The sequence below is a fragment of the Devosia algicola genome, from assembly GCF_028816455.1.
In the GTDB taxonomy this organism is placed as follows: domain Bacteria; phylum Pseudomonadota; class Alphaproteobacteria; order Rhizobiales; family Devosiaceae; genus Devosia; species Devosia algicola.
Genome location: NZ_CP118246.1, coordinates 1,598,018 through 1,620,154 on the forward strand (window position 1 = coordinate 1,598,018; position 22,137 = coordinate 1,620,154).

Annotated in this window: 22 protein-coding genes and 3 pseudogenes; 11 read left to right on the forward strand and 14 right to left on the reverse strand. The window is 59.0% G+C overall.

Translation table 11 applies throughout. The features are described from left to right. Window positions 1-79 precede the first annotated feature (79 nt). The 4 genes from PSQ19_RS08510 to PSQ19_RS08525 all read left to right on the forward strand — a co-directional run bounded on the left by PSQ19_RS08510 (window position 80) and on the right by PSQ19_RS08525 (window position 3,415). Window positions 80-664, forward strand: a complete 585-nt coding sequence (locus tag PSQ19_RS08510) for an HD family hydrolase (protein ID WP_282220650.1) — start codon at window positions 80-82, stop codon at window positions 662-664. Window positions 665-767: 103 nt separating this feature from the next. Then, entirely contained in the window at window positions 768-1,280 is a 513-nt protein-coding gene (locus PSQ19_RS08515) for a hypothetical protein (protein ID WP_282220422.1), read from the forward strand. Window positions 1,281-1,507: 227 nt separating this feature from the next. Further along, entirely contained in the window at window positions 1,508-1,954 is a 447-nt protein-coding gene (gene aac(6'), locus PSQ19_RS08520; RefSeq protein WP_407649147.1) for an aminoglycoside 6'-N-acetyltransferase, read from the forward strand. A gap of 156 nt (window positions 1,955-2,110) precedes the next feature. Next, complete coding sequence (locus PSQ19_RS08525) at window positions 2,111-3,415, forward strand: MFS transporter (protein WP_328517750.1); 1,305 nt, start codon at window positions 2,111-2,113, stop codon at window positions 3,413-3,415. Window positions 3,416-3,444: 29 nt separating this feature from the next. Here the strand turns inward: PSQ19_RS08525 and PSQ19_RS08530 are convergent, their stop codons facing one another. The 4 genes from PSQ19_RS08530 to PSQ19_RS08540 form a co-directional block, all read right to left on the reverse strand. Next, window positions 3,445-3,663 (reverse strand): VOC family protein, encoded by a 219-nt coding sequence (locus PSQ19_RS08530; RefSeq protein ID WP_282220424.1) that lies wholly within the window; start codon window positions 3,661-3,663, stop codon window positions 3,445-3,447. Between the two features lie 31 nt (window positions 3,664-3,694). Continuing rightward, entirely contained in the window at window positions 3,695-3,796 is a 102-nt protein-coding gene (locus PSQ19_RS19805) for a VOC family protein (RefSeq protein WP_407649121.1), read from the reverse strand. A gap of 187 nt (window positions 3,797-3,983) precedes the next feature. Then, on the reverse strand, window positions 3,984-4,427 hold the full coding sequence (locus PSQ19_RS08535; protein WP_282220425.1) for a GNAT family N-acetyltransferase: 444 nt from the start codon (window positions 4,425-4,427) through the stop codon (window positions 3,984-3,986). 143 nt (window positions 4,428-4,570) lie between these two features. Continuing rightward, the gene (locus PSQ19_RS08540) at window positions 4,571-5,536 is read right to left on the reverse strand and encodes a cell wall hydrolase (protein ID WP_282220426.1); all 966 of its coding nucleotides are present in this window, start codon (window positions 5,534-5,536) and stop codon (window positions 4,571-4,573) included. A gap of 361 nt (window positions 5,537-5,897) precedes the next feature. Here PSQ19_RS08540 and PSQ19_RS08545 point away from each other — a divergent pair, with 361 nt between their 5' ends. Next, on the forward strand, window positions 5,898-8,210 hold the full coding sequence (locus tag PSQ19_RS08545) for a putative bifunctional diguanylate cyclase/phosphodiesterase (protein ID WP_282220427.1): 2,313 nt from the start codon (window positions 5,898-5,900) through the stop codon (window positions 8,208-8,210). Window positions 8,211-8,214: 4 nt separating this feature from the next. Here the strand turns inward: PSQ19_RS08545 and PSQ19_RS08550 are convergent, their stop codons facing one another. The 6 genes and pseudogenes from PSQ19_RS08550 to PSQ19_RS08570 form a co-directional block, all read right to left on the reverse strand. Beyond that, window positions 8,215-9,225, reverse strand: coding sequence for a FecR family protein (locus PSQ19_RS08550; RefSeq protein ID WP_282220428.1), 1,011 nt, complete (start codon window positions 9,223-9,225; stop codon window positions 8,215-8,217). Window positions 9,226-9,409: 184 nt separating this feature from the next. Continuing rightward, complete coding sequence (locus PSQ19_RS08555; protein ID WP_282220429.1) at window positions 9,410-9,655, reverse strand: hypothetical protein; 246 nt, start codon at window positions 9,653-9,655, stop codon at window positions 9,410-9,412. 3 nt (window positions 9,656-9,658) lie between these two features. Beyond that, window positions 9,659-10,099 carry a hypothetical protein gene (locus PSQ19_RS08560; RefSeq protein WP_282220430.1) on the reverse strand — a complete coding sequence of 147 codons (441 nt, stop codon included), beginning with the start codon at window positions 10,097-10,099 and terminating at the stop codon, window positions 9,659-9,661. Between the two features lie 183 nt (window positions 10,100-10,282). Then, window positions 10,283-11,374 (reverse strand): putative PEP-binding protein, encoded by a 1,092-nt coding sequence (locus tag PSQ19_RS08565; RefSeq protein ID WP_456077518.1) that lies wholly within the window; start codon window positions 11,372-11,374, stop codon window positions 10,283-10,285. A gap of 27 nt (window positions 11,375-11,401) precedes the next feature. Continuing rightward, window positions 11,402-11,869, reverse strand: a pseudogene (locus PSQ19_RS20120) (PEP-utilizing enzyme); the annotation flags it as partial. Continuing rightward, entirely contained in the window at window positions 11,838-12,554 is a 717-nt protein-coding gene (locus PSQ19_RS08570) for a hypothetical protein (RefSeq protein ID WP_282220432.1), read from the reverse strand. The pseudogene PSQ19_RS20120 and the gene PSQ19_RS08570, both read right to left, overlap by 32 nt. 120 nt (window positions 12,555-12,674) lie before the next feature. Between PSQ19_RS08570 and ispH the strand changes: the two genes are divergently transcribed. From ispH to PSQ19_RS08590, 4 genes and pseudogenes are all read left to right on the forward strand, one after another. Then, the gene (ispH, locus tag PSQ19_RS08575) at window positions 12,675-13,646 is read left to right on the forward strand and encodes a 4-hydroxy-3-methylbut-2-enyl diphosphate reductase (RefSeq protein ID WP_282220433.1); all 972 of its coding nucleotides are present in this window, start codon (window positions 12,675-12,677) and stop codon (window positions 13,644-13,646) included. After that, entirely contained in the window at window positions 13,643-14,164 is a 522-nt protein-coding gene (locus PSQ19_RS08580) for a GNAT family N-acetyltransferase (RefSeq protein WP_282220434.1), read from the forward strand. Before ispH ends, PSQ19_RS08580 begins: the two co-directional genes overlap by 4 nt. Further along, a pseudogene (gene rnhA / locus PSQ19_RS08585) lies at window positions 14,161-14,623 on the forward strand (ribonuclease HI). Before PSQ19_RS08580 ends, rnhA begins: the two are co-directional and overlap by 4 nt. Before the next feature lie 79 nt (window positions 14,624-14,702). Continuing rightward, window positions 14,703-16,355 (forward strand): sensor histidine kinase, encoded by a 1,653-nt coding sequence (locus PSQ19_RS08590; RefSeq protein WP_282220435.1) that lies wholly within the window; start codon window positions 14,703-14,705, stop codon window positions 16,353-16,355. Here PSQ19_RS08590 and PSQ19_RS08595 read toward each other — a convergent pair. Further along, the gene (locus PSQ19_RS08595) at window positions 16,325-16,894 is read right to left on the reverse strand and encodes a hypothetical protein (protein ID WP_282220436.1); all 570 of its coding nucleotides are present in this window, start codon (window positions 16,892-16,894) and stop codon (window positions 16,325-16,327) included. The genes PSQ19_RS08590 and PSQ19_RS08595 overlap by 31 nt on opposite strands. Before the next feature lie 138 nt (window positions 16,895-17,032). Between PSQ19_RS08595 and PSQ19_RS08600 the strand changes: the two genes are divergently transcribed. After that, window positions 17,033-17,506: a DUF805 domain-containing protein gene (locus PSQ19_RS08600; RefSeq protein WP_282220437.1), complete on the forward strand. Its 474-nt coding sequence runs from the start codon at window positions 17,033-17,035 to the stop codon at window positions 17,504-17,506. Between the two features lie 44 nt (window positions 17,507-17,550). Here the strand turns inward: PSQ19_RS08600 and PSQ19_RS08605 are convergent, their stop codons facing one another. The 3 genes from PSQ19_RS08605 to PSQ19_RS08615 form a co-directional block, all read right to left on the reverse strand. Continuing rightward, window positions 17,551-18,165 carry a glutathione S-transferase family protein gene (locus PSQ19_RS08605; protein WP_282220438.1) on the reverse strand — a complete coding sequence of 205 codons (615 nt, stop codon included), beginning with the start codon at window positions 18,163-18,165 and terminating at the stop codon, window positions 17,551-17,553. 162 nt (window positions 18,166-18,327) lie between these two features. Next, on the reverse strand, window positions 18,328-18,768 hold the full coding sequence (locus PSQ19_RS08610; RefSeq protein ID WP_282220439.1) for a CBS domain-containing protein: 441 nt from the start codon (window positions 18,766-18,768) through the stop codon (window positions 18,328-18,330). Window positions 18,769-18,860: 92 nt separating this feature from the next. Next, window positions 18,861-19,298, reverse strand: coding sequence for a DUF1801 domain-containing protein (locus PSQ19_RS08615; protein ID WP_282220440.1), 438 nt, complete (start codon window positions 19,296-19,298; stop codon window positions 18,861-18,863). Window positions 19,299-19,631: 333 nt separating this feature from the next. Here PSQ19_RS08615 and uvrB point away from each other — a divergent pair. Beyond that, window positions 19,632-22,089: pseudogene (gene uvrB, locus PSQ19_RS08620) on the forward strand (excinuclease ABC subunit UvrB). Window positions 22,090-22,137: the final 48 nt, after the last annotated feature.

Genomic DNA, 22,137 nt, shown 5'->3' on the forward strand with positions numbered 1-22,137 from the left:
GCGCTTTAGCCTCAATCTCCAGCAGCGCAGTGATAGGGGGCTGATTGTGGCACGCGAAAAAACCCGCGCCTGGCAACGCATGTTGTCGGGTCGGCGGCTCGATATTCTCGATCCCTCCCCGCTTGATGTTGAACTCAGCGATATTGCCCATGGCTTGGCCCGTGTCGCCCGCTGGAACGGCCAGACACAGGGCGATTATCCCTATTCGGTGGCCCAGCACTCCATCCTGGTGCTCGACCTGTTCCAGAACCACAATCCTTTCGCCACCGCCGCCGGCGCGCTACATGCCTTGCTCCACGATGCGCCCGAATATGTCATGGGCGACATCATTTCCCCCTTCAAAGCGGCGATGGGCGGCAATTACAAGGAAGTGGAAAACCGCCTGCTCGGCGCCATTCATGTTCGTTTTTCGCTTTCCGCTGTGCCCCCGGCCACGCTGGTCAAACAGATCAAGAAAGCCGATCGGGAAGCGGCCTATTTCGAAGCGGTCCATCTTGCCGGGTTCGAACCGCCCGAGGCGCGGCGCCTGTTCGGCACCCCCAGTGTGCCCGAATTTGATCTCGACCAGTTTGATCGCCTGATCCGCCCCTGCCCGACGCGCGAGGCCCATGACCGGTTCGTCACCACTTTCGATAGCCTCAGCGCCAAACTGGACGCCCTGTGAACATTAACCTTAACATCAGGTAAACTTTGCCCCGCGCGCAACAATCATGGTTGATAAAGCCTTAAGACTTTGTCGCCCTTTGCGCCATTTCGGGACAATCACCATGTCAATGCCCACGCGTCATCTGCTGCTCGGCCTCACCCTTGGTGCCATCTGCACCACGGCATTGTCCGCCATTGGCCCGGGTTTCATCTCAACCGCCCTCGCCGACGGCTTCGCCAGCGGCATCGACACATCCAAACTGCTCCATGTCGACGGGCGCGACTATTCAGTCCACTATGACGACAGCGTCTCGACAGAGCCGCAAAAGCAGGTCCGGATCAAAAAGGTCGAATATGGCCGGGTGAGCTATGTCGATATTTCCACCACGTCGTCGGGCACCTATTCCAGCGAAGCGTTGCTGTCGCCCCATGTGAAATATCCCGGCATCAAGGTTGACCGCGTCAACACTGCCGCACAGGCAACGCTTTTCACCTGGAGCGGCAGCAACGGCTGGCTCAGCCTGCCCCTCGCCCAAGGCAATTCAATTACCTATCTCAATACCGCCGCCGGCAAGATCATCAGCGCCAATTCAGGCCTGACCTGCATCTTCACCGCCAACGCCACCACCTGCTGACCCGCGCCAGAAAATTTCCAACGTATCCGCCGCCATTCGAGTAGGACGGGCGGCTATTGGTCACAATTGGTAGAAAGCAGCCGTCGCCAGCCTTACCCAATTGTATATCAGACCTGATCGGTGCGCCGATGCGCACCTGAATTTGCACTGTGCAAGCTATTGGGCTTGCCCGCTGACGTTTCTGGCGCATAAATCTGATTTATGCACGACGTGTGGAAGATGCCATGATCATCGAACCTGCCAGCTTAGACCATGTTAGTTCATGGTCACGGTTGCGAACCGCCTTATGGCCGAGTGCGGAGCCCGCGGAACATCAGCGCGACATTGAACGCATCTTTCTCCATGGCACCCAGGCTGCCATCGCCTTTATGGCGATCGTTGAGGGTGAGGTGGTTGGGTTCGCCGAAGCAAGCGTGCGTCGTGACTACGTTAACGGGTGCGAATCATCGCCAGTGGCTTTTCTGGAAGGGATATACGTTGCCCCCGCCGTTCGCCGGCAGGGAGTAGCCAAAGCGCTCTGCAACACTGTAGAAGACTGGGGGCGACAGTTAGGCTGCCCCGAATTTGCGTCGGATACCTCGCTGGACAACCACGCCAGCCAACAGCTTCACCTGTCTCTTGGCTTCGAGGAAACCCAACGCGTCGTCTTCTTTCGGAAGCGGCTGAACGGATAGCAGAGCGCGAAGCACACTGACATCTGCTGGCGTTCGAGACGGGTGTCTCGCCCCCGGGGTCAATGACGGCAGACATCGCCGCGCAATTCAGCAAACCATACCAATGTCGTCCGCTGCCGGGTTCCGGTTGCGTCCCAAACCGTTTACAGCAGAAACATGTTTGATTTCCTTCGTAGCAATGTCCATTTTTATCGCGAAAACGCCCGCTGGATCAGCGGCGGTTTTCTTCTCACCCTGTTTTCGTCCTTCGGACAAACCTTCTTTATTGGCCTGTCGGGCAATGATCTGCGCGACACCTTCGGGCTTTCGGGTGGCGCGTTTGGCGGCATCTATATGCTTGCCACGCTGGCCAGTGCGGCAACACTGCCTTGGCTCGGTCGCTCGCTCGATGTGATGCCCGGCTGGAAGGTCGTGCGGTTTACCATGCCGGCATTGGCGTTTGCCTGCGTTTTGCTCGCGATAGCGCCGAACCTGTTGCTGTTGACCGCCGCACTTTATCTGCTGCGTCTATTCGGGCAGGGAATGATGACTGAGACCGCCTTTACCGAGACCGGGCGCTGGTTCGTTGCCAACCGCGGTCGGGCCATGGCGCTGGTCGTCATTGGTCAGCAGGCTGGCTCGGCGCTGCTACCAGCGCTCGTCGTGCTGGCAGCGGTGATGACCGGCGACTGGCGGATCAGTTGGTACCTGTCAGCGGCGCTGGTGTTACTGGTTGGTCTGCCGGTTATCATCACACTCATTCGGGTGGAACGCACACCAAGATCGACCGATCCGAAGGTCCTGCCAGAGCGCACCGCACGAGACTGGACACGAAGCGAAGTGCTCCGCGATCCTATGCTCTATCTGCTGCTTTCAGGCACGTTGGCGCCTGCATTCATCGGCACCTCTATCCTGTTTCACCAAGGCTATCTGGTCGCCCTTCGCGGCTATGATCCATTGGCGTTCGCCATCGGCTTTCCCATCATGTCCGTAACCACGGTTGTTTTCGGTTTGGTTTGCGGCCATCTGGTTGACCGGTTCGGGTCGCTCAAGCTGCTGCCGATTGTTCTTCTGCCACTTGCTGTTGCCTCTCTGGCTGTCGGGCTGGTCGAGCCGGTGTGGGGCGTTTATGCCTTCATGCTGCTTTTGGGGGTGAGCAACGGTTTCACCTCAACACTGCTGGGTGCCCTCTGGCCCGAAGTCTATGGTCTCGCCAATCTTGGCGGCATTCGCGCCATCGTCGTTTCGGGCGGCGTGCTGGCTTCTGCACTGGGGCCAGGTATCACCGGGGCGTTGATAGATGCTGAACATTTCCCTGCCACATCAGATGCTATGGATGGCCGCCTGGTGCATCCTCGCGTCTGTCGTTCTGGCCTATGCGGCCAAGCGGATAGGTATGCGCGAAGCGGGCGCACTGACACCACCCCGCACCGCCCCCTGACGTCCGGCGCCACGGGGCTGCACGTCAGCCGGGCCTTCTAACGCATCCCCTTGGCACCAGCTGACAGCGTCTAGCTGTCGACGACATTGACCAGATTGCCCGCCGGATCGCGGAAATGGAACCGGCGCAGTCCCCAGCTTTCCGTGACCGGCCCGTAAACCACCATTCCCCCCGCCGCGCGAACTGCGGCCTCGGTTGCATCGAGATTGTCCACGCCGATTGAAATCACCGGCAATTCGGTGCCCGAGCCGCCTTCAGACGCGGTGTGCAGTTCAATTTTCTGAGTCACCTCCAGGCTCAAAAAAGCAATCCACCCCATATCAAAAAAAATCCTGGTCGAGCCCGAAAACCCTCTGGTAAAATTTCGCCAATGCCGCCGGGTCCGGCGCGGTGAGATTGGCAATAATTCTGGTAACAGCCATCGCAAGCGGCTCCCCGAAATAGATTGGCGCTCAAACTAGCCTAAACTCTGCGCCAATGGGCGGTCACAGTCCATGCAATGGACAACATTTCCGATGCTCGGTATCCGGGACCAAACAACAGCAAACGCCGGAAAGGGGGTAGTTTCAGTCTGGTGGCTTTCGGGCGAGACGGCTAGAACGCCGTCACTTAGGTGATGAATTTCTTGACTAGTTCATCGCCGATTCCAGTGGGGACATAACCGGCAGCATTATAGAAGGCGCGGGCTGTCTTGGTGCTTGCCAAGGTGCATTGCCACAGATGTTTAGTCCGAGCCTCGGTCTCCATATGTGTCAGCATCGCTTTGCTGACCCCGCGCCACCGGGAGTCGGGTGAGACATAGTTCAGCATTATCTCTCCAGTTCGTCCGAGCATTCCGACGCCTACGATGCTGCCCGCATCTACAGCGACATAGGGTTCGGTCGCTTCCTGATCAATCCACAACATCCACATTTCGGGCGTCTTGTTTGCGCACCAGGCAGCTATCGCCTCCTTGTCTCCACCGTGGTCTGCCGTGCATAGTTCGGAAATAGAGCGTCGCAACACGCGAGTGCCCGCTACCGCATCTGCGTGTATCGCCTTTCTGATTTCCATACTCGGACACAAACCATCGTTAGCTTGCTCTACCATGGCAATATTCGGCGGATTGTCCAATGATCGGCATTGTTTTCAACGGAGTCATATGCGGCCATTCCACAGGGGTAGGATCAGCCCCTCAAACATACTGCTTCCCACGCCTACCCGAACAGCCAACCGTGCTTGAATTTATAAAACACATGCATGCCCACCTGGGTTACCCGCTGCATGCGGCGGGCCCAGTCGGGGCGGACATAGGTGGCGTGATAGTGCGTCGCGTCCGCCACTTCGGTCAGATACAATTCGCCATCAACAACCTTGCGAGCAATATCCTGCGCCTGGCTCCAGGCCTTGGCCTCGGTAATCCGCTCGGGAATGCCGTCGCAGGCAAATGAGAACTGGCAGGCATTGCGGCGCGACTGGTTCTGGAACACCACCCCGCAAATGGTGCTCGGATAAAGATCGGTCTTGGTGCGGTTCATCACCACTTGGGCGACCGCCACCTGCCCGCGATAGCTTTCGCCCCGGGCCTCAAAATAGATCGCCGTCGACAAGCACCATAATTGCTTGTCCGAAACCGTCACTTTGTCTGTGGTTGTAAAATCACCTGTCACCGGCGCACTCGCCCGCGCATAGGCCAGTTTTGCCGATGCCGAGGCGGGCGATGGCGCGTTCTCAGTCGGCGCCAACGCCGCAATGGCGTCCAGCGCGCCGCTACTGGTTGGGTCAATCGAGGCTACCGAAATGCGCGGCCCCTCAGGCTCCACGAGCTTGCCGCGCCCGGCGTCAGCCACGCGGTTCTGCCCCAAAATCTTGGGATCAGCAGGGCCGAGGCGGAGTGCCGCCAGCCGCAGTCTGGTCTGCTCAAAACTGCGCGCCACCGACAACACATCAACTTGAGGGCGTACCCTGTCAGTCTTGTTGGCCCGATTGGGACCGGCAAAACCACCCGAACTGAACAGATTGCTCACCGAACCGGTAATGACCGGATCCGTGCCGACATAATGAAGGCTCGGCTGGCTTGGGGTTTGTGCCACCGCCATTGTCTGGCTGGCAGGGTCCGGGTTCGGCCCGACTGCCGCCCCGGTCAGGCTTGCATAGGTTGCCACGGCAACCAGGCCCATCATCAGGTTTCTGCCGAAATTGGACTTCCGGCGTGCCGCTCTACCGACGCGCCTGCGCGCCACCGGTGGGTGTGGATGGACCATGAATGCTACTCAACTCAACGCAACAAAATCACTCAATCGGCAAAGTGAGACTAAAATGCCGACGATTATGATTGTGTCCTATTAGGGTTAGCACCACGTAAACGCCGATTCAGGCGGCAAACCGGGCCGGACATGGCATCATCATGGTCAGGTTGTGACCATCTCGCGGTCACCCGATCCGGCGCCTAAAATTGTCGCCTCCGGCCTGCCCGCACCCCAAAAACATTAACCCGGTATCAGGTTTGCGCTGCCACAATCGGCATCCAATTTGGGGGCTTGTATGCATAGCGCCGTTCGCCTGTTCGCTGTGACCGCGACTGTCATCGTGTTGTTTGCGCTCGCTCAGTTCGGCGCCTTCCGCTCGTTCGACCGCATCATGGCCGACATGCGGTTCGCTTCGTCCAACGCCCATGCCAGCCAAAAGACGCTGGTCGTTGAAATTGACAGCAAAAGCCTGGCCGATGTCGGCGTGTGGCCCTGGCCGCGCCACCTCTACGCTGATCTGTTGGATCGCCTGATGGCCGACGGCGCCGACGAGGTGGCCTTCGATATTGATTTTTCCAATCCCAGTGCGCCCGATGAGGACAAGGCCTTCGCCGCCGCGCTGGAACGGGCCGGCGGCTATGCTTTTCTCGCCGCCTTTCAGCAATTCGATAGTGCCGGCAGCGGTCTGACCCTGACCATGCCACAACCCGATTTTCGCCGTCAGGCCGATCCGGTCCTCGTCAACGTCGTTCTGGATCAGAACGGTCAGGCCCTGGCCTTTCCATCCTATGCCGTCACCCCCGAGGCGACGATCCCGTCCCTGCCGGCAAAGTTCACGCAAGTCCCGCTATCGAGGCCAGACCTGATCAATATCGATTTTGGCATAGACGCCGATAGCATTGAGCGCGTCTCCTTTGTTGACGCGCTGAACGGGCGCGTCGACCCGGTAAATATTCAGGGTCGGCAAATTATCGTTGGCGGCAGCGCCATCGAATTGCGCGATTTTTTCCAGATACCCCGTTTTGGCATCGTCTCCGGCCCCCTGCTCCAAGCGCTGGGCGTCGAAACCCTCCGCGCCGGTCGTACCGTGTCCTATCCCGGCGCTGTTCCCGCAGCACTTGCCGCCTTGTTTTTTGCGCTTTTGGCGGTGGCGTTGCGCTCGCGACTGTCGATTACCATGCTCGCTTTATTGGCGCTGACGCTGATGCTCGGCTGGGAACTTGCCGCCTTCCTGTCATATCGCTATTGCGCGATTATGCTCGATTCCAGCGTGTTTCACCTCGCCATGCTCATCTTTATGGGGCTGGCGGTCGCCAACGAGGCATTGTTTCAATATCAAGGTCGCCAACAGGCGCTGCAGCGGCTGGCCTATCTGGCCACCAATGATGTCACCACCGGCACCTTGACGCGCCGTGGTTTTCTCGCCGAACTCGACAATGCGCCAACATTGGCCACCATTGTGCTGGTCCACATCAATCGAATGGACATTCTGCGCGCCTCTGTCGGCCATCGGGTGGCCAACCAGACGTTGGTTGCCATCGCCCAGGACCTCAAAAAGTTCGATCTGGGACCAATTGGCTATGTCGCGCCGGATACCTTTGCGCTCACCGCGCCAACAGATGGCAATAGCAGCGCCCAGACGCTTTGCCAGCGGCTCTCCAGCGCTTTGTCGCGAACCTATCTGGTTGAGCAACAGAATGTGCATGTCGATGTCGCCTGCGCGTACGCGGCAGGCGCCGACGATCCGGCGACCCTCATGAACCATGCTGAAATTGCCCTGATCAAGGCTGCATCCGCCCCCTCCAGCATCGGCGCCTTTATCGCCACCGACAAGGCGGCGCTGGATCGACGCCGTACCCTGGATTTGGCCCTGCGTCAGGCGCTGGACAATGGCCAGCTTTGGGTCGCTTATCAGCCATTGGTGGATTTGAGGTCACGCCGGATTGTCGGCGCCGAAGCCCTGCTGCGCTGGCAGCATCCCGAATTTGGCAATATCCCGCCCGATCAGTTCATACCGCTGGCCGAGGAAACCGGCCTGATTGTCGAATTGGGTTCCTGGGTTCTCCATCAGGCCTGCACCACTGCCAACAGTTGGGATTGGCAGGGTCGCATTTCGGTCAATGTCTCGGCCGTTCAGATGGCGTTGACCGACCTGCCCCGGATCGTGGACGCGGCGCTCAAAGCATCAAACCTGCCCGCCAACCGCTTGAAGCTCGAAATCACTGAAAGCAGCATGGCCAGCGCCGCCGCACGAACACTCGAGATATTCGCAACACTCGCCGATATGGGGGTTGGGGTGGCCCTCGATGATTTCGGCACCGGCTATTCGTCCCTGAGCTATCTCAAGGACTTGCCATTCGAAACCCTCAAAGTCGACCAGAGCTTTGTGCGGAACATGGATCAAGACGAAACCGGCATGACTTTGGTCAAGACCATTGTCGACCTCGCCAATAGTCTAGGAAAAAACACCGTCGCGGAAGGGATAGAGCACGAACATCATGCTATCGCCCTGCGCGACATGGGCTGTGTGTTGGGACAGGGCTATCTGTTTTCCCGCCCCATCAAATCTGAAGAAATGGCAGCGCTCCTGGCTGAGAGCGCCGCGTAACCGGCTAGTGCCTGCCGCCGCCCTTGCCGTTGTTGCCACCATTACCGCCGCCATTACCATTGCCGTGGCCGCCGCCGCCACTGTTGCCACCGTTGCCATTGCCATTGCCGCCGCCACCGCTGTTGCCACTGTTGCCATTGCCATTGCCGCCACCGCCGTGGCTACCGCCACCACTGTTGCCACTGTTGCCATGACCGTTGCCGCCGCTGTTGCCCCAGCCGTGGCCATTGCCATTACCGCCGCCATTACCATTGCCGTGGCCGCCGCCACCGCCATTGCCATAGCCCTTGCCGCCACTATTTCCGTGACCGCCGCCTTTGTCTTTATCCTTGTCCTTGTTGCCACCTTTGTGGCCATCCTCATTGTCGTCGTCGCCACTTTGCTCGTTCGCCAGATTGTCGAAATGCGCAACAACGGTCTTGCGTTCGACAAATTTGCCATCGTCTGTCGTCATTACCGTGCTGGCACCGGGGCCCGACACTTCAAGCACCTCGTAATCGGATACTGACGCCGCCTGCCCGCGGCCCACATTGGCGGAAACCTCATGGACCCGGTCGTGCACCTCGACCACACCGCGATCGACATTTACCCGCGTGGCGCCGTCCCGAATGCGAACGGTGAATCTGGTACCCTTGACGATCGCCGCAAGATAGGGTGTCAACACTGAAAAATGTTGGACATTCTTGTGCTCGGCTTCAATCGAAACGGTGCCGATCAGCTGCTTGACCGTGGTCATGCGCCGCCCGGTAGCGTCCGAAATCTGAATGTCGGTATCGCCGCCCACCGAAATGCGTTCGGCCCCGCGCACAAACTCGACGCGTCCGCTGGCCAGCGTTCTGATATGGCGATCATCGGAAATGACCTCACCGCGCACCACGGGTCGCCAATCGGTACCATCCAGTTGCATCACGATGCCCCGCAGCCGGTCGGCGGTCCAGTCGTCACCCAGCGCCACACCATGCCCAACAAGTGTCGCAAACGCGGTGGTTGCAAATAGCAGATTACGCAGTTTCATCAACTCGTTCCTGACGTGTAACTCAATTTCAGCCAAATTTGAGCTGTAATTTACAATACAACGGGTCAAAGAAGAGTTTACGCGCTGCGCTCAATTTCGCCAGTTGAACTAACCCAAACAAACACAGCCAAACGACGAATATTCAATAAAGCCTGCCGCGGTTATGGACTGAACCGGACCAAATCTATTCCAGATCGGGCACGTCGCCATAGCGCACCAGTTCCACCGGATCGCCGAATTCGCCCAGATCGGGGTCGGCGGTGCGCGACCAGGCGATCACCCCGGCATGCTTGTCGGCAAGGTCTCGGGCAAAGCGCTTGGCTCGGTCCTCGGTTTCAAACTGCATCGGCTCCATGGCCGGCCCCAACATGCCGTCGTCACCCGGATCGAATGCCAGCACAACAATCAGCTTGGGTCTGGGGGCGTCCATCTTTTACTCGCAGGCGGCGCGAACCGGCGCCAATAGATCGGTGGCATTATCGATGCGAAACCGCACCGAAAGCGAACGATAATTAAACGGCGTGGTGCGCACGCTCAAATTGGTGGCCCCTTCCAGCTGCTCCAGAAACGTCACCGCCTCCTGCGTATTGTCGATCAGCAGCGAACGGTTGTCAGCTGATGCCGGTAGGGTCCGGGTCCGCGCCGGCTGCAGGTCCGGCTGCAGCGTAATCCCCGAATCCCGGCTGGTGCCAGACAATGCGTGTCCGGCAAATGCAAACGCCACGCTAAGTTTGCCCGCGTCGCAGCTCACCGTCATCGTTGCCTGCCCGCGCCCGCTGGGCCGCGCTGGAATCGATTGCTCGGAGGTAAAAACTACCGATACCGAACCTTCAGCCGGCGCGTTGGGCCGAAAAATCGCGTCGTAGCACGCCAACCGCCCGCTCGCGTCACTAATGGCGGCGCAGGCTCGCTCCATTCTCCTGGGCGCTCGCTACGGAAACGCCCGCTGTCATCATTGGCACCAGTGCCAGTCCGATCCAGATTTTCACTATGCCGATGCGCTCCACCCCAAAATCATTCCCCTCATATGGGAATTTTTGATTGCGATTTAAGTGACCTAGCCACGCGACTGCGCCAGCGTCAACCGCGCTACCGGCACACGATAGGGTGAGCAGCTGACATAATCCACGCCCAAACCGGCAAAGAAGCGCAGCGAGGCCGGGTCACCGGCATTTTCCCCGCAAATGCCGATCTTGAGCCGAGGGTTGGCCGCCCGCCCCCGCTCGATCGCCATGGCGATCAGTTCGCCAACCCCTTTTTCGTCGACGCTGACAAACGGATCACTGTCATAAATGCCCTTGCGCTGATAGGCGGCCAGAAAAGTCGGCGCGTCGTCGCGCGAAATGCCAAAGGTCGTTTGCGTCAAATCATTGGTACCAAACGAGAAGAAATCAACCATTTGTGCAATATCACCTGCCCGAAGGCAGGCGCGCGGCAACTCGATCATCGTACCAAAAGAAAACTGCACCCGGTCCGACCGCAACAATCCCGAGTTGGCGACCATCGCGTCGACCCGTTCGCGCACGAACGCCACCTCGGTCGCCGTCGAAACAAACGGCACCATCACCTCGACCAATACCGGCTCGCTCTGGGTTTCGCTCGCCGCACGCGCGCCCGCCAGCACCGCCTGCATCTGCATTTGCAGGATTTCGGGATAGGTGATCGCCAGCCGCACGCCGCGATGCCCCAGCATCGGATTGATCTCGGCCAACCGCTCAAGGCGCAGCCGCAGTGCCCGCACCGCCAATCCCAGCGAGGCGGCGGTATCGTCAATTTCCTCCTCGCCACGCGGCAAAAATTCATGCAGCGGCGGATCGAACAGCCGCACATTGACCGGCATGCCGGCCATGGTCGAAAACAGCGCCGAATAATCCCCGGTCTGGAAATCCACCAGCCCGCCAATCGCCCGGCTTCGATCTTCCTCGTCTTCGCTCAGGATCATCCGCCGCAGTGCCAACATGCGCTCTGGCGAAAAAAACATATGCTCCGAGCGCGCCAGCCCGATGCCCTCTGCGCCAAAACTCAGTGCTGTCTTTGCTGATTCAACCGTTTCCACATTGGTGCGCACCGCCGCTTTGCGGCTGGCATCCGACCACCCGAGCACCGTGCCCATCGCCCCGCCAATATGGGGTTGGGCCAGTGCCAGCATGCCCGCATAAACGCAGCCATCGCTGCCATCGATGGTCAGTCGATCCCCGGCGTGAAACTCGCGATCCCCGATCCGACAACTCATTTCCGCCAGATCGACGGTCAGCGTGCGCACCCCGGCCACACACGGTTTGCCGGTAATGCGCGCAATCACCCCGGCATGGCTTGTCATGCCGCCGCGCGCCGTCAATATCCCCGTCGCCGCTTTCATGCCTTCAATGTCGGCTGGTCCGGTTTCGGTCACCACCAAAATGCAATGTTTACCCCGCGCGCGCAGCCGCGCCGCGTCCTCGGCGGTAAAAGTCACAAGCCCGCTGGCCGCCCCCGGCGCTACGCCGAGGCCGGTGGCAATCGGGCTGGCCCCTTCACTCGATTTAAGGCTGGGATGCAGCAATAGCGACAACCGCCCGGCATCCACCCGCGACACCGCCGTTTGCTTGGTCCACACCTTGGCCTTGACCCGATCAACCGCCGCCTCCAGGCTCTGCCGCCGCACTGGCCCGTATCGGGCGCGCCGACAGGAACTGCACCTGCCCGCGCTTGACTGCAACCAGACACTCCAAGTGCCGCCCCGCCTTGGCGTCAAGCAGGGTGACCAGCGCCTCAATGCTGTCGGGCAATTTCGGCAACCCGCCCGGTCCCGCAGCCGCCGGCCCCAGCGCCCCGGTCTGCCGGTTGCGGGTCAAAAAGCGCTCGGCTTCGCCCTCAGCCTCGGCCTGGACCAGAACGATCTGCCGTGCCCGTTCATCGTCCGAGCGCGGACGGCCCCAGTGCCCGCCGGAAACCCCATAACTGTCAAAGGCATTCTTGATCGCCCGCGCCAATGGTCGCGTCGGATCAACAGAATCAGCCTCGCTGGTTGGCGCCGGAATGGCCGTCTTGGCCGGCATCAACCCGCCATTGTGAACGCTGGCCGAAGTGCGCACCACCAGCATCGGCGGCTTGCCGCTCGCCCCCACCAGCCGCACCAGGCATGCCACCCAATGCACCCGCAGCTTGTCATCCTTGCGCACCCGTTCGGCCTGCAATGCCTCCCAGGCGGTGCGGGTAATGGCAACCGTCGGCACGGTTGGAAACCCCGCTTCGCCGACGCGATAGATCCAGCGCGACTTGCCCGCCAACAATTTGAGTTGGGTTGCGGACAGGTTTGCCTTGCCCGTCGCCGGAGCGATCGCAAACATTTCCTGGGCCAAGGCTCACCGGGTTGTCCTTTGGTTGTCTATTGCCGCCATATTGCCTATCCATGCCCTTGGGAGCAACAACACTTGACTTGTCCGTCCCGGGAAAGCATCTGAACTGCTATGCAAACACGGCCACATCTCGACATTCTACTCTGTGCCCCGCGCGGTTTTTGCGCCGGGGTCGATCGCGCCATCCAGATCGTTGAACTGGCGCTCGAAAAATACGGCGCCCCGGTCTATGTCCGCCACGCCATCGTGCATAACAAATATGTCGTTGATGGTCTGCGTGACAAAGGCGCCATTTTCGTCGAAGAACTCGACGAAATCCCCGACACCGAAGCCCCGGTGGTTTTCTCGGCTCACGGCGTGCCCAAAAGCGTGCCCGCTGACGCCAAAACCCGCAACATGTTCTTTCTCGATGCCACTTGCCCGCTGGTGTCCAAGGTGCATGTCGAAGCCCAGCGCCACTTTGCCGAAGGCCACGAAATCGTCCTGATCGGCCACAAGGGCCACCCCGAAGTGGTGGGCACCATGGGTCAACTGCCCCCCGGCGCCATATCGTTGGTCGAAACCGTTGCCGACGCCATGGCCTTTTCCCCGAAAAACCCCGATACGCTGGCTTTTGTTACCCAGACCACCTTGTCGGTTGATGACACCCGCGAGATCGTGACCGCCCTCCAGTCGCGCTTCCCGGCCATCAATGGCCCGCACAAGGAAGACATTTGCTACGCCACCACCAATCGTCAGGAAGCCATCAAATCCGTCGCGCCCGAGGTGGACGCCATGATCGTGGTCGGCTCGCCCAATTCTTCAAATTCCCTGCGCCTTGTCGAAGTGGCCGAACGCTCCGGCTGCAAACGCGCCATGCTGGTTGATCGTGCCTCCGATATTGATTGGTCGCGCTTTGAAGGTATCAAGCGCCTCGGCGTATCAGCGGGCGCCTCCGCCCCCGAACAATTGGTCGATGAAGTCATCGAAGCATTCGCCCAGCGCTACGACATCAAGGTCGAGGCCCGCGTCACCGCTCGCGAAAATATCGCCTTCAACATTCCGCGCGAACTGCGCTCCATGGAAGTCCAGTCCGCCCGATGAACGATCTGAAACTGTTTGAAACCGAGCGTCTCTCGCTATCTGGCTGGCACGCCGGCCAACTGCCGGACCTGATGGCGCTGCATGGCGATCCAGCCACCGCCCGCTATCTCTCGGCCGACGGCCACGCCTGGACCGAGGCCGAAGCGGCCAAGAGCCTGGCGCTCTGGATTGAGATCTTTGCGACCCACCGCATGGGCAAACTGCGCCTGATCCGCAAATCCGATGGCGCCTTCGTCGGCCGCGCCGGATTTGGCCTGCACCCGCCCACCGGCGAACCCGAAATCGGCTATGCCCTGCTGCCCCAATATCGCGGCATGGGCTATGCCACTGAGGCCGCCATTGGGCTGCGAGACTGGATTTTTCAAAATACCGACTGGGACCATTTCATCGGCTTTGCCGACGTGCGCAACGCCCCGTCCCTTGCCATTCTGACGGGTATCGGCATGGAAAAAACCCATATCGACACCTATCAGGGCATTACCGCCCAGTTTCACATCCTGCATCGACCCGCGCCATGACCGACACTGTCATCATCCATACTGACGGTGCCTGCTCGGGCAATCCCGGGCCCGGCGGCTGGGGTGCCATACTGCAATATGGCGACAAGACCCGCGAGTTGAAGGGTGGCGCGCAGCTGACCACCAACAACAAGATGGAACTGACCGCCGCCATCGAGGCACTCAACGCCCTCAAACGCCCCTGCACGGTCGAGCTACATACCGATAGCCAATATGTCAAAAACGGCATCCAGAGCCTGGATGCATGGCTGGAAGAAGAACGGCTGGCGCACCGCTGACAGGAAGCCTGTCAAGAACCTCGAACTCTGGCAGGCACTGGACGAAGCCACCAAGCGCCACACCATAACGTGGAAATGGGTCAAGGGCCACGCCGGGCACGACCTTAACGAACGCGCCGACCAACTCGCCAACGACGGCATGACCCCTTTCAAACCTGCCAGGCGAGCGCCCTCGGACTGATTCAGACCAACCCCTCGCCGCTACGCAGCCTTTCCGATAATCTTGATTCCGCAGTGCCCCTCAACGTCACGGAACCGCCATGACCAAACCCGAAAAATCCCTCGACTTCATGGCCGATGGCGGCGAAATGGGACAGCTGATGCGCGCCCACGACTGGGCCAACTCGCCCCTCGGCCCGCCCGAAAACTGGCCGCAAAGCCTGCGTCTGACCATCCGGCTCATTCTCAATACCCGCCATCCCATGTTTATCTGGTGGGGTCCCGACCTCATCCAGTTTTATAACGACGCCTACAGGCTCACCATGGGCCCCGAACGCCACCCTTCGGCCCTCGGCCAGTGCGGTCGCGATTGCTGGCAGGAAATCTGGCCCATTATTGGCCCCCAGATCGAACAGGTCATGGCCGGTCGCGGTTCAACCTGGGACGAGGATCGCCTCGTTCCCGTCACCCGCCACGGCAAGCTCGAACAGGTTTGGTGGACTTATAGCTACAGCCCCATCGACATCGAAGGTGGTGTCGGTGGGGTGCTGGTGGTGTGCAACGACGTGACCGAACAGCATTTGATCAAGGATCGGCTGGCTAACCACTCGCAACACCTCATGGACATGTTCGAGCAGTCCCCCGGTTTCATGGCCGTCCTGCGCGGCCCGGATCACATCTTCGAACTGACCAACGCCGCCTATCGTAAATTGATTGGCGGGCGGCAATATCTCGGCAAACCGGTGCGCGAAGCACTGCCAGAAGTCGAGGGTCAGGGATTTATTGAGTTACTCGACAATGTCTACACCTCCGGCAAGGCGTATGTTGGGCGTCGTGTCCCGATTTATTTTCAGGACGATTCTGAAACAGCGCCGCGTCAATCCTTTCTCGATTTCGTCTACCAGCCCATTCTGGATGCCTACAACAATGTCACCGGCATATTTGTCGAAGGCAGCGACGTAACCGACCACGTTCAGGCTGAAGAGCATCTGCGCCTGATCAATGCCGAACTCAAACATCGCGTCAAGAACACGCTGGCCATGGTCAGCGCCATCGCCACTCAAACGCTCAGCGGCACCGGACAGGATGGTCCACTCGACATATTCCGCCGCCGCCTCTCAATTTTCGGCAGCGCCCACGACATTTTGACCACCACCACCTGGGCCACGGCCGAAATCACCGATGTTATCAAAACCGCACTCGATTCCCACCCTGCCTATGCCGGACGCGTGACCACCGCGGGTCCCGAGGTCACACTGGGCTCCAAACAGGCCATATCACTCGCCCTGGCCATTCATGAATTGATGACCAACGCCATCAAATATGGCGCCCTCTCCAACCAGTCCGGTCGCGTGACCTTGCACTGGCAACTGTCCGAGGCAGGCGATGATGACATTTTCACCATGGACTGGCGCGAACATGGCGGCCCCGCCGTTGCCAAACCCAACCGTCGCGGTTTTGGCTCCAAACTCATCGAGCGCGTCCTCAAGGCTGACTTCAACAGTCAGGCTCACCATGGATTTCGCCCCCACTGGCCTGCACTGCCAATTAGCCACCGCCGCGCCGAACCTGAAGGACCGCACCGAACCCAAAATCGGCCTGCAGGACGACTGACTGTCGCTCTTCTAGCGCTCGTGGCAATATCTTTAACAATGCCACCGCCACAACCCTTCTTTCGCCATCAAGGTAGCGCCGGGCGACATGTCCTAGTGGGTCGAGCCTGCTATTTCTTGCCTTCAATATACGCCCTGTAGGCATCAAACATAGTAACGGCCCATTTGGTAGCCCTGTTGGCAAGCACCATGGATTCGCGGGATGCTTGGTTGACTGAGTTAATGTCGATTATTACTTCCTTGTGTGCCCATCCCGATTTTTGAATTTTAAGCCGTATTAGTTTGGCTTCACCGGAGTCAGATGGGTGGAAAATTGGGAACCCGTGAATAATGTCATGCCGCGTATCCGACAAAGAACTAACTTCCTCTAGAAACGATTCGTATTGAGGACGGGCAGCATCGGGTATACCGAGTCGGTTAAAGGCATCACGCAAATACTGAATTTTTGCGCTAAGGACCTTTGGTAGACTTTTTTCGTATGCTGAATTGTTCATCCCGTTGTGAATGATCAGAATCATAGAGTCCAACCCAAACTCCAGATGTGCCCAAGAAACGGCGAGCCGCCCGACCGCCGCAAACAAGAGTTCGTCCTGAATAATAGCTTTTTGTGCATCCACGACAAACTCCGAATGCAAATGACCACCATGGGCAAAGTACATAAAAGTAACGCGATACATCAATGGTTGAATCTGTGTAACTCGCGCTATTGAATCGCCTCCTCCCACCCCAAAAAATCTAAAATTTTACCAAATTCCTACACATCAAAATCAGTCTTGCGCGCTATCGTGGCAGAATCGCCAATCCTAGGATTGCTCGCCATGCGTTCCTATTTTGATGCCATGATCTGCTATTTCGAGTTTTCGGGCCGTACCGGGCGTGCCCAGTTCTGGATCTATCAGCTGGTCGCGCTATTGATCATCAGCAGCGTGTTCTTTATCGAACTGAAATTGACCGGGTCATTCAGCCGCGTCAGCAGTCTGGGTTCGCTCTACACCATTGTCGCGCTGTTCCACGCGATCCCCAGCATCTCGATAACGGTGCGCCGCCTGCATGATATCGGAAAATCAGGCTGGTGGTATTTTCTCAACTTCATCCCTTTTGGTGCCTTTGTCATTCTTTATTGGAACTGCTGCGCCGGAGATGAGTGGGACAATGACTATGGCGATCCCCACATTTTCGTCGCCCGGCCACAACGCCTCTCCATCGCCGCCCAGCGACTCGACGCCGCCAAGGGCACAATGGACAGTGCCCCCACCCGCCGCCAGCCCCCCACCGAAGGCCGCTTCATTTAATCGCCTTGGGGGCCGTGGCTGAATGGCGCGTGGACTGATTGCCTCTACGCGAGTCCGGAAAACGTATCTGACCATGCCGGAATCTGCATGAGCCGTTCGTGCCATGCGCTCACATGGGGATAATCTGCCAACGGCAAACCGGCTTCCTCATGATAGCGCAAAACCGTGCCAACGCGGAAATCGGCAAACGAGATATGGTCGCCGCAAAGCCACGCCTGGCGTGCCAGCGCACCGTCCAACACCGGCATGTGCGCGTGAAACCCCGCGAGTCCCTCCTCGACACCACCTTGGTCGACGGCGCCCATATTGTAGCGTTGCTTTGTCACGCGTTCCCACATCACCATGTCCGCCGCGCGGTTCAAATGTATATTCGCCCACGAAACCCAGCGGATCATATTGGGCATTTCCACGCCCGTGCGCCAGAAATCGGAGCCCGCAAGCGCCGACAATCGGCACGCAATAGCGTCCGTCTCCCACAGGCTCGAACCGTCATCCTCCACCAGAATGGGATAGAGGCCATTCGGGTTGAGCCGCTTGATATCCGCCATTTGCGCGGCATCGGCGCGGTCCGGCTGAATAAGATCGACCGGCGATTTGAGGAATCGGGCGGTAGCAACCGCGACCCGTGGATTGATGTTGGTCGAGTAAAACAGCTTCATCGTACTTGCCTATGAAACAGGTTGGGATGTCAGCCACGGGCGCCAATCTCCACGACCCCTGGATTCATACCAACTACCACTCAATCTGGCGCGATCAATGTCAAATTTTCGGTTTACTGACTTGTGAAACATCTCATTGGCGTGCCGTATGGGAGGTTTGACTTAACGGTACCCAACACCCATCACGTAATCTCGCATCATGGCTTCTTCATCCGTTGATTCCTTGAGCAATTCCTGAAGCAGGTCTCGGGCATTGATAATGCCCAGCGGTCGCAGGTTTTCGTCTACAATGGGAACGTTTTTTAGACCGCGCTCGTTCATCCGGACCCACAAATCCGCCAAGGAGTCGCCCGACCGGCACGAAATCACATCGCACTTCATTGCCAGGGATACTGGCTTAACGCAGCCGCTGCCTTGGCATTGGCTGATCTGGCTCACGACATCGGTTTTGGTGATGACGCCCAGCAACACGCCGTCGTCGTTGCACACGACAAGAATATCAGTTCCGGAGCGGAGAAGTTCCGCCGCTCGAATGAGGGGAGCACTATCGGCAAGCGTGACCAGTCTGGAACGTGCGGTAGGTAATAGAGCTTCAACGGACATAACTTGCGCTGCCTTTCAAAAAACCACCATAGCAGGTTGTGGGAATGTATTGGCGCTGGGGCGGCCACGGTCTGTAACCTTGAAAATCAATGTCAGGCTTGAACGACCGTACGGCCCGCCCCCGCTTTGGCCTTGTGATAGGTCAACGCCATCCCGATACAGTGCCGCAACGCCCCTTCAGCCCATACCCCCTTGATCGGCAAGAGCACCGCTCTCTCACCGGCGTATTCCAGTTCCGTGGCAAAAATATCCCGAAACGTCGCCACCAGATTGGTGGTGCAGATGAAATAGACCGCCACGCAGTCCGGTCGATCCTTGGGCCATCCCAACCGGATCGTGCTCCCGCTTTTTGTCGCTGCTGTCAGATAGGCCGGCTCCCCCCATTTCAGCGTTTCCGTCAACGCCCCGACGCCCGGCGTCTCCGCCGCTACTGAAAATATCATCGCCCTGACCTGCATCAGGCGCGTCCGCACCGGCCCCGGAAAGCCCTCAAGCACCCCCGCCACGTCACCCGACATCGCTGCACTCATTTGAACCACTCCCGCATTTCTGCGCCAGCAGAACCTATTTTCCGAGCACACGCCACCCAAAGCACCCAAATTAGTCCCCCGCCACCCACACTGCTGCCAGAAACTGACACCGCCCCCGTTCCGTCTCCGTTCCTGCGGTGCTAGGATGCACGGAACGTTGCAATCGGCGCAACATTCCCCATCTTGATGGTTCTCATTTCACGCAGGGTGCTCATGGCCTCCGACAAGAAATCCGCCCGTCCGGGCAAAACTGAATTCAATATCGACGATTTCATCGGCGAGATTGAAAAGGCCGAGGACATTGTCGCGTCCAAGCCGCTCTATGCCGAACGCATGCGCAACAAGCGCGCCCTCGACCGCGCCGACCAGAAAGCCGCCGCCGAGGCCGACGCAAAAAAAGCCGCCGAGGCCAAAGCCGCTATCAAAAAAACTGCGCTGGAAAAGCGCCGCACCACCAAATCCAGCCACGATACCGTCACCGGCATGTCGCCGCGCGCGCCAAAATCCAAGGCGAACTCGGTCGAACGCCCCACCAATCTGGATGGTTTTGGCGAAGCCGAACAGGCCGGTTTTGGCCACGAACCCGCCAGCGTCAAACCCGCGCGGAAATCAAAACTCTCCGGCGGCGACGGCAAATCCTTAGGCAATGCCGCAACGGTCGGCGTCACCGCCACCGTCAAGGCGCTCGAACAGATCATTCTGCATGGCCGCAAGGAAGTTGAAGGCTCCTCGCCCTGGGCGCCCCACCGCCCCGAACGCCCGGTCCGCGATCCCTCGCGCCGCTTCCGCCTGCAAACCGAATACACCCCCGCTGGCGACCAGCCCACCGCCATTGCCGAGCCTGATCGAGGGCGTCAACAATGGCGAAACCGATCAGGTCCTGCTCGGCGTCACCGGCTCCGGCAAAACCTTTACCGCCGCCCAAATCATCGCCCAGACCAACCGCCCCGCGCTCATTCTCGCCCCCAACAAAACCCTCGCCGCCCAGCTTTATGGCGAGTTCAAGAGCTTCTTCCCCGACAATGCGGTCGAATATTTCGTTTCCTACTATGATTACTATCAGCCCGAGGCCTATGTCCCGCGCACCGATACCTATATCGAAAAGGAATCCACCATCAACGAACAGATCGACCGGATGCGCCACGCCGCCACCCGCTCGATTCTCGAACGTAATGACGTGATCATCGTCTCGTCCGTCTCCTGCATTTACGGCATCGGCTCGGTCGAAGACTACACCGCCATGACCGTCGATCTCGCCAAGGGCCACAAGATCGACCAGCGCGAATTGTTGGCAAAACTCGTCGCCCTGCAATATAAGCGCGGCGACACCGGCTTTGTCCGCGGCACGTTCCGGGTGCGCGGCGATACCGTCGAAATCTTCCCGGCCCACTATGAAGCCGCCGCCTGGCGCATTACCCTCTTTGGCAATGAAATCGAATCCATCGCCGAGTTCGATCCGCTGACCGGCAAGAAATCCGCCGACCTGACCTTTGTGCGCGTCTACGCCAATTCCCACCACGTCACCCCGCGCGCCACCATGAATCAGGCGATCAAACTGATCCGCGCCGAACTCAATGCCCGCCTGCAGGAACTCAACGGCGCCGGGCGCTTTCTTGAAGCCCAGCGGCTCGAACAACGCACCCTGTTTGATCTCGAAATGATGGAAGCCACCGGCTCCTGCGCCGGCATTGAAAATTACTCGCGCTACTTTTCCGGCCGCAAACCCGGCGAGCCACCGCCAACCCTGTTTGAATATCTCCCCGATAATGCGCTGGTGTTTGTTGACGAAAGCCACGTCACCATCGGCCAGCTGGGTGCCATGTATCGCGGCGACCTGCGCCGCAAGGCAACATTGGCCGAATATGGCTTCCGCCTGCCAAGCTGCATGGATAATCGCCCGCTGCGCTTTGAGGAATGGAACGCCATGCGGCCCCAGTCCGTCTATGTCTCGGCCACCCCCGGTTCGTGGGAAATGGAACAGACCGGCGGCGTCTTTGCCGAACAGGTCATTCGCCCCACCGGCCTGATTGATCCCCCGGTTGAAATCCGCCCCGCGACCGCCCAGGTCGATGATGTGGTCGATGAAATCCGCCAGACCAATAAGGCGGGCTACCGCACCCTGTTGACGGTCTTGACCAAGAAAATGGCCGAAGACCTCACCGAATATTTGCACGAACAGGGCATTCGCGTCCGCTATATGCACTCCGATGTCGATACCATCGAACGCATTGAAATCATTCGCGATCTGCGCTTGGGTGCCTTTGACGTGCTGGTCGGCATCAACTTGCTGCGCGAAGGTCTGGACATTCCCGAATGCGGCCTCGTGGCCATTCTGGATGCCGATAAGGAAGGCTTTTTGCGCTCCGAAACCTCGCTTATTCAAACCATTGGCCGCGCCGCGCGCAACGTCGATGGCAAGGTCGTGCTCTATGCCGACCGCATCACCGGCTCAATGGAACGCGCCATCGCCGAAACCAACCGCCGCCGCGAAAAACAGATCGCCTACAACACCGAACACGGCATCACCCCGCAATCGGTCAAATCCAACATTCACAACATCGTCGATAGCGTCGCCGAACGCGACCACGTCACAATTTCCATTGGCAAAGGCAAGGACGGCAAGGAACAAGTCCAGGTCGGCGCCAACCTCGCCGCCGTCATCAAGGACATGGAATCCCAAATGCGCGAAGCCGCCACCAATCTCGAATTCGAAAAGGCTGCAAGACTACGCGACGAGGTCAAACGCTTGCGCGAAATGGAGCTCGATACCTTATCGGGAGAGGTCTCTTAGCGGCTTTCCCGAATTTTCGAGACTTCGAACCGGCCGACTCTGGCGGCA